This is a genomic window from Paenalcaligenes sp. GW821-LYS-B07-1, from assembly GCF_058803365.1.
Window position 1 is genome coordinate 1,926,480 of record NZ_CM179516.1, and the last position, 16,719, is coordinate 1,943,198.

At 50.1% G+C, this 16,719-nt stretch carries 16 protein-coding genes and 1 tRNA gene; 6 read left to right on the forward strand and 11 right to left on the reverse strand.

The features are described 5' to 3' along the window. Positions 1 to 50: 50 nt before the first annotated feature. The 11 genes from rplT to thrS form a co-directional block, all read right to left on the reverse strand. A complete protein-coding gene (gene rplT, locus AC3QL0_RS09130) occupies positions 51 to 410 on the reverse strand; it encodes a 50S ribosomal protein L20 (RefSeq protein ID WP_135864434.1) in 360 nt (119 codons plus the stop codon). A gap of 18 nt (positions 411 to 428) precedes the next feature. Beyond that, the gene (rpmI, locus tag AC3QL0_RS09135) at positions 429 to 626 is read right to left on the reverse strand and encodes a 50S ribosomal protein L35 (protein WP_135864436.1); all 198 of its coding nucleotides are present in this window, start codon (positions 624 to 626) and stop codon (positions 429 to 431) included. Between the two features lie 178 nt (positions 627 to 804). Next, entirely contained in the window at positions 805 to 2,316 is a 1,512-nt protein-coding gene (locus tag AC3QL0_RS09140; RefSeq protein ID WP_493008198.1) for a YifB family Mg chelatase-like AAA ATPase, read from the reverse strand. Positions 2,317 to 2,418: 102 nt separating this feature from the next. After that, complete coding sequence (locus tag AC3QL0_RS09145; RefSeq protein ID WP_493008199.1) at positions 2,419 to 2,664, reverse strand: accessory factor UbiK family protein; 246 nt, start codon at positions 2,662 to 2,664, stop codon at positions 2,419 to 2,421. A 92-nt stretch (positions 2,665 to 2,756) separates the two neighbouring features. Further along, the gene (locus AC3QL0_RS09150; RefSeq protein WP_493008200.1) at positions 2,757 to 3,191 is read right to left on the reverse strand and encodes a hypothetical protein; all 435 of its coding nucleotides are present in this window, start codon (positions 3,189 to 3,191) and stop codon (positions 2,757 to 2,759) included. Positions 3,192 to 3,424: 233 nt separating this feature from the next. Next, on the reverse strand, positions 3,425 to 5,182 hold the full coding sequence (gene ptsP / locus AC3QL0_RS09155) for a phosphoenolpyruvate--protein phosphotransferase (protein WP_493008201.1): 1,758 nt from the start codon (positions 5,180 to 5,182) through the stop codon (positions 3,425 to 3,427). A gap of 20 nt (positions 5,183 to 5,202) precedes the next feature. Further along, positions 5,203 to 5,472, reverse strand: a complete 270-nt coding sequence (locus tag AC3QL0_RS09160) for an HPr family phosphocarrier protein (RefSeq protein WP_430219995.1) — start codon at positions 5,470 to 5,472, stop codon at positions 5,203 to 5,205. A gap of 18 nt (positions 5,473 to 5,490) precedes the next feature. Then, entirely contained in the window at positions 5,491 to 5,916 is a 426-nt protein-coding gene (locus tag AC3QL0_RS09165) for a PTS sugar transporter subunit IIA (protein WP_493008202.1), read from the reverse strand. After that, on the reverse strand, positions 5,909 to 6,868 hold the full coding sequence (gene gshB / locus AC3QL0_RS09170; RefSeq protein ID WP_493008203.1) for a glutathione synthase: 960 nt from the start codon (positions 6,866 to 6,868) through the stop codon (positions 5,909 to 5,911). The genes AC3QL0_RS09165 and gshB overlap by 8 nt, the downstream gene beginning before the upstream one ends. 111 nt (positions 6,869 to 6,979) lie before the next feature. Further along, complete coding sequence (gene infC, locus AC3QL0_RS09175) at positions 6,980 to 7,519, reverse strand: translation initiation factor IF-3 (protein WP_493008204.1); 540 nt, start codon at positions 7,517 to 7,519, stop codon at positions 6,980 to 6,982. A gap of 28 nt (positions 7,520 to 7,547) precedes the next feature. After that, on the reverse strand, positions 7,548 to 9,470 hold the full coding sequence (gene thrS, locus AC3QL0_RS09180) for a threonine--tRNA ligase (RefSeq protein ID WP_493008205.1): 1,923 nt from the start codon (positions 9,468 to 9,470) through the stop codon (positions 7,548 to 7,550). Positions 9,471 to 9,905: 435 nt separating this feature from the next. Between thrS and AC3QL0_RS09185 the strand changes: the two genes are divergently transcribed. The 6 genes from AC3QL0_RS09185 to AC3QL0_RS09210 all read left to right on the forward strand — a co-directional run bounded on the left by AC3QL0_RS09185 (position 9,906) and on the right by AC3QL0_RS09210 (position 16,466). After that, complete coding sequence (locus AC3QL0_RS09185; protein ID WP_493008206.1) at positions 9,906 to 12,839, forward strand: xanthine dehydrogenase family protein molybdopterin-binding subunit; 2,934 nt, start codon at positions 9,906 to 9,908, stop codon at positions 12,837 to 12,839. Beyond that, the gene (locus AC3QL0_RS09190) at positions 12,836 to 13,381 is read left to right on the forward strand and encodes a (2Fe-2S)-binding protein (RefSeq protein WP_493008207.1); all 546 of its coding nucleotides are present in this window, start codon (positions 12,836 to 12,838) and stop codon (positions 13,379 to 13,381) included. The genes AC3QL0_RS09185 and AC3QL0_RS09190 overlap by 4 nt, the downstream gene beginning before the upstream one ends. A gap of 9 nt (positions 13,382 to 13,390) precedes the next feature. Next, entirely contained in the window at positions 13,391 to 14,683 is a 1,293-nt protein-coding gene (locus tag AC3QL0_RS09195) for a cytochrome c (RefSeq protein ID WP_493008208.1), read from the forward strand. 49 nt (positions 14,684 to 14,732) lie between these two features. After that, entirely contained in the window at positions 14,733 to 15,356 is a 624-nt protein-coding gene (locus AC3QL0_RS09200) for a nucleotidyltransferase family protein (protein WP_493008209.1), read from the forward strand. Beyond that, a complete protein-coding gene (locus tag AC3QL0_RS09205) occupies positions 15,353 to 16,318 on the forward strand; it encodes an XdhC family protein (RefSeq protein ID WP_493008210.1) in 966 nt (321 codons plus the stop codon). Before AC3QL0_RS09200 ends, AC3QL0_RS09205 begins: the two co-directional genes overlap by 4 nt. Before the next feature lie 71 nt (positions 16,319 to 16,389). Beyond that, positions 16,390 to 16,466 (forward strand) — tRNA-Val (locus tag AC3QL0_RS09210). The last annotated feature ends 253 nt before the right edge of the window (positions 16,467 to 16,719 follow it).

Genomic DNA, 16,719 nt, shown 5'->3' on the forward strand with positions numbered 1-16,719 from the left:
AGCCCATGCAGAGCCCCGTTTGCCATCTAAACTAAACGACGATAAGCCGATTAAGCTGCCAGAGCGGTTTTAGCCTGAGCTACCACAGCGGCGAAGCCTGCTTTGTCATTTACAGCCATATCAGCCAGAACTTTACGATCCAACTCGATATTAGCTTTATTCATGCCTGCGATAAACTGGCTGTATGTTACACCCAACTCACGGCATGCTGCGTTGATACGAGCAATCCACAGTGCGCGGAATACACGTTTGCGATTACGACGGTCGCGGTATGCATATTGACCGGCCTTCATCACAGCCTGTTTGGCTACGCGATAAGACGTACCGCGGCGACCACGGAAACCTTTGGCTTCAGCCAAAACCTTTTTATGACGAGCGTGGGCTGTTACACCACCTTTAACACGTGACATAGTAGTAGTTCTCCGTTATCAGGCGAAAGGAAGCATCGCTTTTACAGCGGACACATCAGATTTATGAACTTCAACTGCACCACGCAATTGACGTTTGTTTTTAGTAGTTTTCTTGGTAAGGATGTGACGCTTGAACGCCTGACCCCGTTTAATGGAGCCACTACCACGAACAATAAAGCGCTTGGAAGCACTTTTTTTCGTTTTCATTTTAGGCATGATGACACTCTAGTAAAGTTGTGACTGGCGGTGACAGAACCAAACTGATAGCGCTGTACTTGATAACCGACATGACACTTATTGTTTTTTCTAGGGGAACCACATTGGCCAAAGCCAAACCCTTGAAAAGCTAATAATTATAGAAAGATACCGAAAAAATGTCTAGCCAATTCAAACTTTAACCACGATATTGTATGGCCATCGCCAGATGCTCGGTTTGTATATGCTCTACCCCTGCCAGATCAGCAATAGTACGTGCCACTTTTCTGGCCCGCTGCACGCTGCGCCCAGACCACCCCCAACGCCTTACACACTGACGCAACAAGTACTCTGCATCACCACCCAATACCGCATAAAGCGCCACACCCTCATCATCTAGCCGGCTATTTAGACAACCTTGCCGTTGATGCTGTATCACCTGAGCACACTCCACTCGCTTACGTATTTGCACTGAACTTTCCATCACAGCAGTAGCATCCAACACGTCGGCCTCTACCTTTAAATTGATGCATAAATCCAACCTATCCATGAAAGGCCCTGATAATTTGGCTCTATAACGCTCTATACGCTCAGGCGTGCACAGACAATGTTGTACCGCATGCCCCAACCATCCGCACGGACAAGGGTTCATCGCTGCCACCAATTGAAAGTCTGCCGGAAACCATACACTGCGCCCCGCTCTAGCAATAGTAATTCCACCGGTTTCTAAAGGCTCACGCAGAGCCTCCAACGCGCGCCCAGCGAATTCCGCCACCTCATCCAGAAACAATACACCGTGATGTGCCAACGAGATCTCGCCAGGCTTAGGTGGTGAGCTACCTCCTACCAACGCCACGGTCGATGCCGAGTGATGTGGAGACCTAAAAGGTGGCAACGCATCTACCGGCTCAGACCTACCTGCGACACCAGCCAATACCGCCACATCCAAACGCTGAGACTCTGATAGCTCTGGCAATACAGTAATTAAGCGTTGCGCCAACATACTCTTACCCACGCCGGGCGTGCCACGTAGCAGCACATTGTGCCTACCCGCTGCAGCAATCTCTATGGCATGCCTTGCTTGCTGCTGCCCTTTCACGTCTGACATGCATAGCCTCACAGAAGCAGAGTCTGGCATGAGTGCTTGTTCTGGCAACACACACATGAGCTCATGCGTAAGCAACGCCTCTACCAGTTGATGCAAACTACTTGCCCCATAGACTTGCACGTCACTTACTTGGGCCGCGGTCTCTGCACATACTTGCGGCACAATTACCTGCCTAAACCCCAACTTTGCTGCACTCCACGCCACGGCCACAGGCGCCGCTAAACGCAACAACGCCCCAGTGAGTGACAACTCACCGGCAAACATATAATGGTCTATGCATAACGGCACCGAAGGCGAGTGCTCGCTTTCCACTGCCAATTGGCCTGATGCCAACAAAATGCCCATCGCAATAGGCAAATCAAAATGCGCAGCGTCTTTAGGTAAATCGGCAGGCGCCAAATTCACCGTAATACGTGCTACAGGAAAATTAAAACCGCTACTTTGTAGGGCTGAACGCACCCTTTCACGACTTTCTCGAACGCCAGTATCAGGTAAACCCACTACACTAAAAGCAGGTAGCCCCGCCCCTATATGTACTTCCACCTGTACGGCGTGAGGTTGCATGCCCATCAGGACACAACTATTCACTACTGCCAACGACATAGCGCACACCCAAAAACCAAAGTTCAAGTGTGCCGCTACATCGCTTCATCACGTACGGATGCTCACCTGTTTAGCCATCCGTCGTGTTACCTATCTAACTGCTTATTTACTCACTGCAGCGTCTTCCAACACCTGCACGCGCGCTTCCAGCGCTGCAATACGTTGCAAGGCGCGATCCAACAAAGCGCTTTGTGTATCAAACTCTTCACGAGTCAGCAAATCCATGCGCGAAAAAGCTTGAGTCATCATCGCACGCACATTCTTTTCTATGTCTGCCGCCGGGCTTTTGGCGATAAGGTCAGACACGTTTTTCTGTAGATCATTCAACCAATCGGTACGAGGATTCATGCTTATTCCTTTGATTCATATTGCAATGGCACCAGTGTATAAAAAAATGGCCGCCTAGGGCAGCCATTTTCTATTCCTGCAAAAATACAGGATTATTTTTTGTCGCCATTACCAACAGCATTTTGGATTGCTTGGTCAGCTTTAGCAGTGCCACTTTCAATGGCTTCGCCTACGTCTTTAGCGGCTTCAGCTGTAGCATCTTTCAGCTCGTCAGCTTTTTTACCAACAGCGTCCATAGCTTCGTCTACTTTGCTTTTAGTAGCATCAGCTTCGCCTTCAGCAGCCTGAGTGGCTTCCTCAGCTTTCACTTCGGCTTTATCAGCCTCTTGTTTCACTGTTTCTGCTGCGTTATCAGCAGACTCTTTTACCACTTCAACGGATTCCTCAACTACAACCTCTGCCTGCTGTGCAGTAGGAGCAGCGGCAGGAGTTGGAGCAGCTTTATCCTCACCTTCCGAGCACGCAGCCAGCAAGCTCAGTGAAGCAACAGCGGCAAATACGGCAAGATGCGAACGAGTCTTTTTCATAACTATCCTTACATGATCCATGTCGTGTAACAACCATCTCCAAACCAGACGCGACAAACAGGTTTGGGGTAAAAACAATTCTCATTCTACTGGTGAGCTACGCTATAAACCAGTCTTATCTTCGAAACAAAATTTAAAAATGGTAAAAAGTTACGTAAACCTTTTTACCATTTTTATGAAACCTGAAGCATATAGAAATTTGCCTAATAACGCACGGCTAATGCCTACGATTTTTAGTGCAAAACTGCCAAATCCAAACGCTCTGCTCTATTCAACGCACCAGCCACTTTAGTACGTAACGCATTAGAGTGCGCCGTAACGATTTCTCGTTTTACATCCAACAATTGTGCCGCATGCATAGAGAAACGGGTTAGCCCTAAGCCTAACAACAAACGCGTCAAGGTTGGGTCGCCCGCCATTTCACCACACACCGACACTGGCGTATTAAAACGCTCACCGGCGTTGATGGTCTGAGCAATAACTCGCAAGACAGCCGGGTGTTGTGGGTCGTACAAATCAGCCACCTCAGAGTCACCCCTATCAACGGCCATAATGTACTGGATTAGGTCATTCGTCCCTATAGACAAAAAGTCTAAAGTTTCAGCAAAAGGCTCTATCGCAATCGCAATTGCCGGAACCTCTACCATCGCGCCCAACTGTATGTTGCCGGCAATAGTGATGCCCTGCGCAAATAAGGATTGTTTCGCTTCGCCAATTGCCTGACGTACAGCAATCACTTCTTTGATGCTGGAAATCATAGGCACCAAAATACGCAACGTGCCATGCACCGAAGCCCGCAACAACGCACGCAACTGTGTTTGGAACAAATCAGGATTCGCTAAACAGTAGCGCACCGCGCGCAAACCCAAAGCAGGGTTAGTCGCTACAGTTTGCTCGCCATCCAACACTTTATCCGCACCAATATCCAAGGTACGGATGGTAACGGGCTTACCCTGCATAGCTTCCAGCACAGCTTTATAAGCGTGATACTGCTCTTCTTCATCGGGCAAGGTACTGCGCCCCATGAATAAAAACTCACTGCGGAATAAACCTATACCTTGCGCACCAGCCGCTAATGCATGCTCAGCCTCTTCAGGCAGCTCAATATTGGCTTCTAAATGCACAGCAATACCATCCAACGTTACAGATGGCGCATCACGCAATGAAGCTAAGTTAGCTCTAGCTATTGCAAATTCAGCCTGTTTTTGACGGTACTCTTCCAACACCAGCTCAGAGGGGTTCACTATCACCGCACCAGTGAAACCATCAGCGATCAACATGTCGCCATCACGCACCAACGAGCGGAAGTTACCCAAACCCACCACCGCAGGCACGGCCATACTGCGTGCGACAATGGCCGTATGCGATGTGGGTCCACCCAGATCGGTCAAAAACGCTGCAAACTTGGCTTCGCGTAACCCCATCATATCTGCCGGGGCAATGTCTCGCGCCACAACAATCAGTGGCTCATCACCGGCTTGCACTAAGGCATTCAGCGTCAACGGCTTACCGCCAGACAACAGCAGCAACACACGCTCTATCACTTGGCGTATATCAGCACCACGCTCGCGCAAGTACTCGTCTTCCATTGCGGAGAACTGCTCTTGTAGCAATTGACCTTGAGTCGTTAGCGCCCACTCAGCATTATAAAAACGCTCACGTATTAGGGACATCGTTTGCAAACGCAACTGCGGGTCATCGAGTAGCAGTACATGCACACCCAACAGCGATCCCATTTCTTTTGGTGCATCGGCAGGTAAGCCTGCTACTAAGGCGTTGACCTCGTCTCGCGCCTTATCCATGGCCGCACACAGTCGCACACATTCTTGCTCTACTTCTTCTGCCGCCACTCGGTAATGCGGCACTTCCAGCGCCGCTGCTCCCATTACTACCGCTCTACCTATGGCATAGCCACGTACCACACCCTGGCCTTGCGCACAGAACATGGACGGTGGTGTAGTAGTACAGATGCTCTGTGTTGCCTCTTGCATCCCCTTTGCTCCTCTTTTGGCTACTGCTCTTCGCCAAACTTCTGTTCAAACAACTGCTTAATTTCTGCTAATGCTTGCTCAGCATCATCACCTTCAGCATCAATGGTAACTGCCACACCCAGCCCAGCTGCCAGCATCATTACACCCATGATACTTTTGGCATTTACACGGTGGGTTTGACGAGAAATAAAGATTTCACTTTTAAAGCGTGACGCCATTTGCGTCAATTTTGCTGCTGCTCGGGCATGCAACCCTAGTTTGTTGCTAATCACTATTTCTATAGATGGCATGACTATCTACCTTTCTCTTTATACTTTGTCTTTATCTAGGTCTGCGTTAAACACAGCAATGGCTTTACTAGCGCTTTGCATTACGGCGTCAACAAACTGCTCTGGAGCCGTTTGGCGGTCACAAACCGATTTCAACACCATACCCAAATTGGCACCTACAATCACATCCGCATGACCGCCCTCATGGGCCATTGCGGCTTGCGCCAATCTGGCAATATTAAATGGTGTGGCACCTACCACATCACACAATATCAATACTGGAGTATCTGTCTCTTCACGATAAAACGAGACGAGTTTTTGCACCCAGGCGGGCACATCATCGTCAGCGTGTATATCAAAAACCCGGAAGGAGGCACCCGCTGAGAGCACGTGCTCCACACACGACTGAAATGCCTGACCCAATGGCGCATGCATAACCAGCGCCAAACGTGGGTACTTAGCCACTGACAGCCTCTTCCAACGCCACAGCAAAACGCTCTGCAACGTTATAGCCTGTTTGCTCGGTGATTTCTACAAAACAAGTGGGGCTAGTGACGTTAATTTCCGTTAAATACTCACCAATCACATCCAAGCCCACCAGCAACAAACCACGTTTTACCAGTTCTGGCCCTATGCTTTCAGCAATATGACGATCGTGATCCGTCAGTGGTTGCGCTACACCACGACCACCCGCAGCCAAGTTACCGCGCGTTTCGCCAGCTAAGGGGATGCGTGCCAAGCAATAAGGCACGGGCTCACCGTTAATCAGCAAAATGCGCTTATCGCCATTGACAATTTCAGGGATATAACGCTGCGCCATAATGGTTTGCGTCCCCATTTGCGTCAACGCTTCCAAAATAGAACCCACGTTTGGATCATCAGACTTAATACGGAAAATACCGCTACCACCCATGCCATCCAACGGCTTAACGATCACATCGCTATGCTCTGCATGGAAGGCACGCAGTTGCACCATATTACGGCTTACCAGCGTAGGAACCGTAAATTGGGAAAACTCAGTAATAGCAAGTTTTTCAGGGTGGTTACGCAATGCACTACCACTATTGAACACTTTGGCACCTTGCTGCTCGGCGTAGCTAAGCAAGTGCGTGGAGTAATTAAACTCCATATCAAACGGCGGATCTTTACGCATCACGACGGAATCGAAGTGGTTTACTTCCACATCAAACGATTCGCCAGACTCTTGCCACCAGTTAGGGGCACGCAAATTCGCATCTGCTGCGATAGTAATAGCTTGCGCTTTACAACGTACGCGGCCCTTGATTATGTATAAATCTGGTTGCAAGGCCACGCTCACTTTATGCCCACGCGCTAACAACGCACGCATCATGGCTACAGAAGTGTCCTTGTACGCCGACAAGGCTGGCAATGGATCAATGATAAATAAGCTATGCATAATCAACTCTGAAACAAAGCCCTTCATGAAGCAAAGTCATGAAGGGCTTATTGCCGCGACTCAGGCCGCAAAAATCAGCATTACACTGACGGACAGTTAAGCTAGATCAGCTTACACTGCCTTCTTTTTAGGTGCCAAGACCATAATCATCTGACGACCTTCCAGTTTAGGCATGGATTCAACTTGGCAGATTTCCTCTACTTCGTCACGCACGCGTTCCAACACGCGCATACCCAGCTCTTGGTGAGCCATCTCACGACCACGGAATCGCAAAGAAACCTTGACCTTGTCCCCATCTTCGATAAAGCGTCGAACGTTACGCAGCTTGACGTTAAAGTCGCCATCATCCGTACCGGGGCGGAATTTTACTTCCTTAATCTGGACTATTTTCTGTTTAGAACGCGCCTCTTGTTGGCGTTTCTGTTCCTGATAACGGAACTTACCATAGTCCATCAACCGGCATACGGGCGGCTCAGCCTGCGGAGCGATCTCGACCAAATCAACATCGTGTTCCTCGGCCATATCCAGCGCGTCGGCTACTTTAACAACCCCTAATTGTTCACCCTCAATTCCAATGAGTCGCACCTCAGGGATACGGATTTCTCCGTTGATGCGATGTTTTCTTTCGGTTGCGATATCTAGAACTCCCAAAAAATTAAGTATAAATAGCCGCAGTCACTTACTGACGGCTTTCGATTTCATCTTGTAAGCGTTGGGCAAAGTCATCCAAGGACATTACGCCCAGATCCACACCACCACGACCACGCACGGCGACTGAACCTGCTTCCGCTTCTTTGTCCCCTACCACAAGTATATAAGGGACTTTCTGCATACTGTGTTCTCGGATTTTACGAGTGATTTTTTCACCACGCAAATCGGCAGTTACACGCATGCCCAGTTTAACCAGCTTTTGCGCAACAGCCTGCGCATAATCAGCTGACGATTCTGCAATACAACACACCACGGCTTGCTGTGGCGACAACCATGCTGGCAATGCACCTGCATAGTTTTCGATCAACATTCCGATAAAACGTTCAAAAGACCCCAAAATAGCTCGGTGCAGCATTACTGGCGTACGACGCTGATCTTGCGCATCCACATATTCAGCACCTAAGCGCTGAGGCATGGAGAAGTCCACCTGAATGGTACCGCACTGCCAATGACGACCAATAGCGTCTTTTAGTGTGTATTCAATTTTAGGGCCGTAGAATGCGCCATCGCCTTCAGCAACAGTGAACTCACACCCTGTACGGCGCAGACTTTCCATCAGCGCTGCTTCGGATTTATCCCACACATCGTCACTACCAATACGTTTTTCAGGACGTGTAGCCACTTTGTACAGAATCTCGGTAAAACCGAACTCTTTGTATACCTGCTGCAGCAACGCAGTGAAGTTTGCACACTCTTCTTGCAACTGATCTTCAGTACAGAAAATGTGGCCATCATCTTGCGTAAAACCACGCACACGCATCATGCCGTGCAACGCGCCAGAAGGTTCATTGCGGTGGCACTGACCAAACTCACCGTAACGAATAGGTAATTCACGGTAAGAGTGCAAATTAGCGTTGAAAATCTGTACGTGACCAGGACAGTTCATAGGCTTCAAACCGTACATACGGCTCTCAGACTCTGTGGTGAACATGTTGTCGCTGTAGTTATCCCAGTGGCCAGTTTTCTTCCACATGGACAAATCTAAGATTTGCGGTGCTTTTACTTCTTGGTAGCCGTTGTCACGGTATACCTGACGCATAAACTGTTCTACTTGCTGCCAAATTACCCAACCCTTGGGGTGCCAGAAAATCAGGCCTGGCGCTTCATCTTGGAAGTGGAACAGATCAAGCTCACGGCCCAAGCGACGGTGATCACGTTTTTCAGCTTCTTCCAGCATGTGCAGATAAGCGGCTTGCTCGTCTTTGCTTGCCCATGCGGTACCGTAAATACGCTGCAGCATTTCGTTTTTGCTGTCGCCACGCCAATAAGCACCCGCCACCTTCATCAGCTTGAACACTTTCAGCTTGCCAGTGGAAGGCACATGAGGGCCACGACACAAGTCTACAAACTTGCCTTCGCGGTACAGCGAAATAGTTTGGTTGGCTGGAATAGAAGCAATAATCTCGGCTTTGTACTCTTCGCCAATGCTGCGGAAGAAATCCACCGCTTTATCGCGTTCCCATTCTTCACGTACCACTTGCTCGTCTAGCTTTGCTAGCTCAGCCATTTTTTTCTCGATGGCTTGCAAGTCTTCTGGTGTGAAGGGACGTTTGTAGGAAAAGTCGTAGTAAAAACCGTTGTCAATCACAGGCCCAATAGTGACCTGTGCTTCAGGGAACAGTTCTTTTACTGCATACGCCAGCAAGTGGGCGGTGGAGTGACGAATCACATCCAAACCGTCTGCGTCTTTGGCAGTCACAATCGCCAACTGAGCATCTTTATCGATCACGAAACTAGTGTCTACCAGTTCTGGCTCTGCGCCATCAAACGTCACCTTACCGGCCAGTGCTGCGCGCCCCAGTCCGGTGCCAATAGAGTAGGCAATATCGTTAATAGAAACCGGATTTTCGAACTCTCGTTTCGAACCATCAGGTAAGGTGATTTGAATCATAAATGCTTCCTAAAACAAAAAACGCGGCATACAAGCCGCGTTTCGGTATTTGGTCTGATGTTATCAGCGTATGAACACAATGCGGCTACGGCTAGTTGGGCCAGGTAGTAGTTCGCGTTGTGGGCATAATATTTTTCCAATAACTAATCATCAATAAGAATACGGTTTGATTTTAGCATCAAGTTTAACAAGCATGAAAACTATTGCTCTCCCCGCAACGATTTAGAGGCCGCAATTCACAAAGCTTGGATTCTATGCGGCATAAACACAACAAGCTCTGACACCATTAAAAATTTTTAGTAAAGCTTTGCAAGCAAATTGGGAATAGACATGGCTTTTGCATACTATAAGTATGGCTGAAAGAGCGATGATTCCGCTCTTTCATAACTACAAAAATGCAAGCAGCAAATCAAAACTCTACACAGGGAGATACCTATGGCATCAGGATTTACCCGCCGTGACTTCATCAAACTAGGCACGTTTGCTGGCATCACGGTTACTTTGGCACGCCTGCCCTTTGCACACGCAATAGAAGTACATTCAGGCCTTGGCGCATCAGGCTGGATGAGCAACGATGGACAAGCTCGTTATCGCTGGGATGCTATACGTAAAGTTACCGGTCAAAAAGTCTTTGCGCGTGACTTCCGCGCCATGAACCTACCCGGTTGGCCTAAACAACAAGCACATGCTTTTTTTGTTAAAGCCACACAAGCCGATAAAACCTTTGAAGGCCTGGCACTAGACAGGCTAAGTGATGACTTACAGCCTGATAGACTGCTTTTTCATGAAGACCTAGAGCGCGATGGCATACACGTGCCTAAACCCGCCGACCTAGGCCCTGACTTCTACGGGCAAAGCTTCCTGACACCCAAAGGCACCACTCCCACCATGCTGGGCCACCCTGTCGCCCTTTTGGTCTATCACGATTTTGACAAATTCGAGGCCGCCAAACGCCAACTGCGTTTTGACACTGAGTTTGTGCTTTATGGCAAAACTACTGGCCCTAATCCACCACCCAACTTTGGTGCAGCACGTTATGTACGTATTGGTGGAGACTCCCCTACTGGTGAACCTGAGTTCTCCCCTATTCAAGATGCCGTGATTTGGGGAAGTTTTGATGGAACAACACCGGTATGGCCTCCCGCTGACCCGGACGGTGTTTTTGTACCGCAATCCGTCATGCATAAACACCGAGGCGGTGGTACCGGCAATCGCGATCCACAACAAGTCGCACAAGAAACCTACAAGCCCATGCAACGCGGCATGGAAGCTGCTGCACTCATCGCCGCTGACATCGAAGCCGCACGTCACGATCCAAACAAAATTGTGATTGAGCGTCATGGTTATTCGCAATCCATAGACCCGTCTGCGATGGAACCCGATAACGGTAACGCTTGGTATGATGCTGAAACACGTACCCTGCATATCTTGGCAGCAGCACAGTCCCCCTATGAAGTAGCGCGCGTGGCAGCCTTCATGGTGAAAGACAACAAACGCTTCCCCGTAGAGCATATTGAAATACTAACGGGCACCACCGTTGGTTATGGCTCTAAAGACCACTCTATTTTCCCCTTCTATGTGATTGCTGCCTGTTTTTACGGCGATGGCCTGCCTGTACGCTTGGCCAATGACCGTTACGAACAGTTCCAGATGGGTATTAAACGCCACGCGTTTGATATGAACGTGAGCATTACCGCTGACCGAAAAACGGGACAATTTGAAATCCTGAAGGGTGATTACACCTGTGATGGCGGCGGACGCGCTAACTTCTCGTTCTCTGTGGCTCAGGTAGGTGCAACAGCCGCTCAATCTATTTACTATTTCCCAAAATCTGACTTAGCCAGCACCGCACTCTCAAGCCGTGCAGTCGAAGCAGGTTCTATGCGTGGTTACGGCACCATCCAAACCATGACCATGACTGAGCTACTGGTAGACGAGTTAGCCTCTGAACTCAACATAGATGCGATTGAACTGCGTAAACGCAATGCTCTGTTACCCAACTACCCTAATACACAAGGTGCTGTGCAATTGGGAGAACCACGCTTAGTGGAAATGTTGGATATCGCAATCAAGCATCCTATGTGGGTGAACAAGGACAAAGCCAAAGCAGAATACGATGCAGCCAACCCTGGCAGAAGCTATGGCGTAGGCTTTGCTCAAGTACAAAAAGACTACGGTACCGGCGCTGACACCAGTGCCTTAGTGCTAGAGTTTGATGCTGATGGCAACATCACCATGCGACATTGCTTGCAAGAGATTGGTACTGGTGCCACCACCGCCCAGCAGGTCATGATCCAGCAAATGCTGGGCCAGGCACCTGAAACGGTAGAGTTTGGCGTCACTGAGTTCGCACAACTTCCCTTAGTCAGTAACTGGTCGCCCTACACCACCACACAGGAAGAACAAGATAAGCTCGCCGCCAACCCATTCTGGGTGCCTTTCATGCTGCCTGCCATGAGCGCTTCCAATAGTGTGTACTTCATCGGCTTCGGCACCCGTCAAGCAGCTAACTTCTTGTTAGAGCACAGCTTATGGCCAGCCGCCAAAGCTATCTGGAGCGACGGTCCCGGTGGCGGTGAAATGGCCCCTGGTGATGTAGCCTTGTCTGACTTACGTGCCTACCCCGGAGGTATTGGTGGTGCGGGCATGACGCCCATACCCTTTGCACAACTCGCTAAAAAAGCCCACGAAATGGGGCTCATTACCGGCGTTGCTTTGCACTGTTTCAGCCGTTGGGAATGGGCCAAAGGCAGTTTTGATATCCCTGGCGCTGGCGAACGTACCCTTCCGTTAGATGCCTTAGCAGTGCGCTACGGTGAAGGCGCCTCCGAGTCCTTGAAACAACGCATGACTACCGGTGGCTACGACTTCATCAAACGTAGCAAAATCGACTACCCGCCCGTACAACGCAACAATGCGGGCGTCACTACTTACACGCCTGCAGCCTGTTTGGTGGAGCTTAACGTCAACACCTTCACTGGTGATGTAGAAATCATGCGCCTGCATAATCTGCTAGACCCTGGCAAAGTTGTTGTGCAAGCGCTGGTTTCTGGCCAGCAGCAAGGCGGTACGGCCATGGGTATAGGTCATGCTCTGATGGAAGAATTGCCACTATATGAAGATGGCCCCGGTAACGGTACATGGAACTTCAATCGCTACACACTTCCTCGCGCTAAAAACGTTGCGGTCTGGAACCAGACCGTGGATTATCTGCCCCCACTGTCTGAGACTTCACCACCTAAAGGGATGGCTGAAGTGGTCATGATCCCTGTGGTATCGGCCATTGGCAATGCCGTAGCACACGCTACAGGCAAACGTTTTTACGAACTCCCCATCACCGCAGAAAAAATCAAGGAAGCCTTAGCATGAGCTTAGAAAAACAACCTCTCACGCTCACGATCAACGGCAAAACCATTGGTCCAGTGGATGTTCCACTGGATATGCCCATGATCGACTTTCTGCATGAGCACTTGAACCTCACTGGCACCCGCTTTGGTTGCGGCCAAGGCATTTGTCATGCCTGTACCATCGTAGAAAACCACCCAGATGGCTCCACAACAGAAAGCCGTACCTGTGTGTTTAGTGCCCACTACTTCAATAACAAGTCCATCACGACTATTGAAGGCCAAGCCAAATACGACAAACTGGGTAAGGTAGAAGCCTTAACACCGGTACAGCAAGCCTTTATCGATCACTTTTCGTTCCAGTGTGGCTACTGCACACCCGGTTTTGTGGCTGGGGCCACGGTGTTTTTAGATGGTCTCAAACGTAAACCCGTACAACGCGTCAATCTGGAAAGTGCCATCGAAGAAGCCTTAAACGACCACATCTGTCGTTGCACAGGCTATGTACGTTACTACGAAGCCGTCAAGGAAGTTGCCCTAGCAACGCCTGGCTGTGTGATCGACTAAGGAGGCAACATGCTACGTAAAGTAATCATTACCGTGATTCTGGTGGCTGTGGTGGTCTGTATCGCCATCTTGCTAGGTGCGTTTCGCAGCACCAGCGTTGCCCCCGGCGTCGATAAACCACTCAGCGCTGACGAGATGCAGCAGTTAATCCCTCGTGGGCGCGAGCTAGCTATGGCGGGTGACTGTTTTGGCTGTCACTCCCAACCGCAAGGCCCTAAAGCCGCAGGCGGTGTGGCCATTGGCACGCCCTTTGGTACCCTGTACTCCACCAACATCACCCCTGACCCCACCTACGGTATAGGCAAGTACACACGTGCGGATTTCCACCGCGCACTGAAGGATGGCGTTGCCCCCAAAGGCAACTTGTACCCTGCTATGCCGTACATCTTCACGCACATTACAACGCCCGAAGATATTGATGCACTGTATGCCTACTTGATGAGCATTCCGCCTATTGCTGTACCCAACAAAAGCAATAGTGGTGCTTTCTCGTTGCCAGTGCGCCCGTTCATGAACTTCTGGAATCTGTTGAACTTCCCTGATCGTAGTGTCCCCGAGAACCCAGAGCGTTCAGCACAATGGTTACGTGGTGCGTACTTGGTGCAAGGTGTAGGCCACTGTGCAAGCTGTCACACCCCGCAGAACTTTATGATGGGTGTAGATTTCTCACGTGACTTACAAGGTGGTGAGATCAATGGCTGGGCTATTCCTAACATCACGGCTAGCTCCTTAGCTAAGCATGGCTTTGATGTAGCCACGCTCACACAGTACTTAAGCACTGGCATTGCACCGCAAGGCACCTCTTTTGCGGACATGCATACAGTCACGCACTTCTCGACTAGCGCGATGAAAGTAGACGACGTAGAAGCAGTTGCTACCTACTTGCTCACGGATGCTAACGGTTCAATTCCTCCTGCAGCATCGGCTCCAACGCCCTTACCTGAGGCTGAGAACCCCGCTGCTGACAGCAATATGGCCATCGGCAGACGCACCTACTTAGCTGCTTGTGCGGGTTGCCACGGTAGTAAAGGTGAAGGTATTCCTAATGTAGCGCCTGCCATGTACGGCAATGCCACATTGGCGATGGACAGTGCTCAAAACCTGATTCGCGTCGTGTTAAACGGTATTCCTACCCAGACATTCACGGGCAATCAGCGCATGTACGCTATGCCTCCGTTTGCTCATGAGCTTAGCGATGAAGAAATCGCTGATCTGTCTACGTGGATGCGTGCTGAATGGGGCGGCCAAGCCACTGCCGTCACCACCGACCAAGTACAACAAATCTCACGCGCCTTTCATTAACCCTTCACTCTTGCTGCACTGGTAAAAAACCAGTGCAGCACTCTTCTCTATGCATCAGTTAGGTATATTGTTAGCTGCTGGATATGGTCGTCGCTTTCAAGCGCTGCAACCTCAGGGCAATAAACTGCTCGCCCCTTTGGCGAACCAGCGGAGCGTCGCAGCGACTAGCCTGTACAACTTACGACAAGCCGTAGATCACGTCATCGTCGTCATACGCCCAGACAGCACCGAGTTGTATGAGCAGCTAGCACAACCCAACTGTACCATCGTAGAAAGCGAACTTGCACATACCGGCATGGGAGCCAGCCTTGCCGATGCTGCACGCGCTGCCTTACAGCACTATGCCCAAGCCCCTGCTGCAACTGCTCTAGTTGCTTTGGCTGATATGCCGTGTATTTCTAGACAATGTTTTCAGCAAGTACAACAAGCATTGCAAACTTACCCCATTGCTGCCCCCCTCTATCAAGGACAACGTGGGCACCCAGTAGGCTTTCAATGGCCTTTACTCCCGGAACTGGCCACCCTATCCGGAGACGAAGGCGCACGCAGCCTACTACAACGCCACGGCATTCAATTACTGCCTTGTGATGATGCCGGCGTATGTTTTGACATTGATGAACCCGACGACTTGCAACACCCTACTCTTCACTCTTTTTTGCGGAGCCACGCATGAACGCCATGGACCTAGACGTACTACAACACGCCCACGATTGGGTCATGGCAGGCCATACTGTGCACCTCGTTACGGTGGTGCAAACCTGGGGATCTGCACCTCGCCAAGCCGGAGCCATGCTAGTCGTACGTGAAGACGGCAGGCTAATAGGATCAGTCTCGGGCGGCTGCATAGAAGACGACCTAATCCGCAAAGCCAAAAGCAACGAACTGGGTACCAAACCAGCCCCCTTGATATACGGTGTATCCCAAGCCGAAGCCGCACGCTTTGGCCTGCCCTGCGGCGGTACATTAAAGCTCATGGTAGAACCCATCGCCGACACACAATGGTTGGATAAGGTCTTAGAGGCGATACGCCAGCACCATTTACTACTGCGCAGCGTCAACTTAAGTGATGGCTCCTACCAGTTAGCACCCGCCACCCCGGAGATGCAGACTGTATTGAGTGACACACACTTTCAAAGCGTCTACGGCCCGCACTGGCACTTACTGATCATAGGTGCCAACCAGACTGCTCGCACCCTTTGTGCCATCGCCAACGCCCTCGACTTTCATGTCACTGTGTGCGACCCCCGCCAAGATTTTTTTGCGGACTGGGACGTGCCTTACGCTACGCTAGTGACCACCATGCCTGACGACACTATCGTAGAAATGGACGTCAATCACCGCACTGCCATTGTTGCCCTCACCCACGACCCTAAACTGGACGATATGGCCTTATTAGAAGCCTTAATCTCGCCTGCCTTTTATGTGGGAGCATTAGGCTCTAAAGCCAATCAAGCCAAACGCCGAGAAAGACTAAAACTCTTTGACCTAACCGATGCAGATATAGACAGACTACACGGCCCTGTTGGGTTGCCTATCTCTAGTCGCACACCCGCAGAAATAGCCGTTGCCATTGCAGCAGAACTTATACAAGTACGAAATAGGTTGCCGGTAGAGTCACAGAAATCTGGCACTTAGCGTCAAGAGGGAATGATTAATCCCCCATCACTTGACGCCGTTACAAAAACCGTCGTATTATTACGTTCTTTAGGCGGTTAGCTCAGTTGGTTAGAGCGCTACGTTGACATCGTAGAGGTCGCTGGTTCGACTCCAGTACCGCCTACCAAAGCACTTCCAAACAGTGCCTAGGACTGCCAAGCAAAGCCGCATATCACAATGATCTGCGGCTTTTTTGTTGCTCAGAGCTACCAGCCTTGCCCAGAACTTTTAGGGGCATCCTAAACCGGCAAAACATCACCAACCCACTGATCCATACCTATCTGAACGCGGCAGCCCCCTATCATCCTGGAACTAAATCTCACTTTACTCCGTCACGTAAATTGCTATGATCGGGCTTTGTCGAATATCTGTTCAGTGCT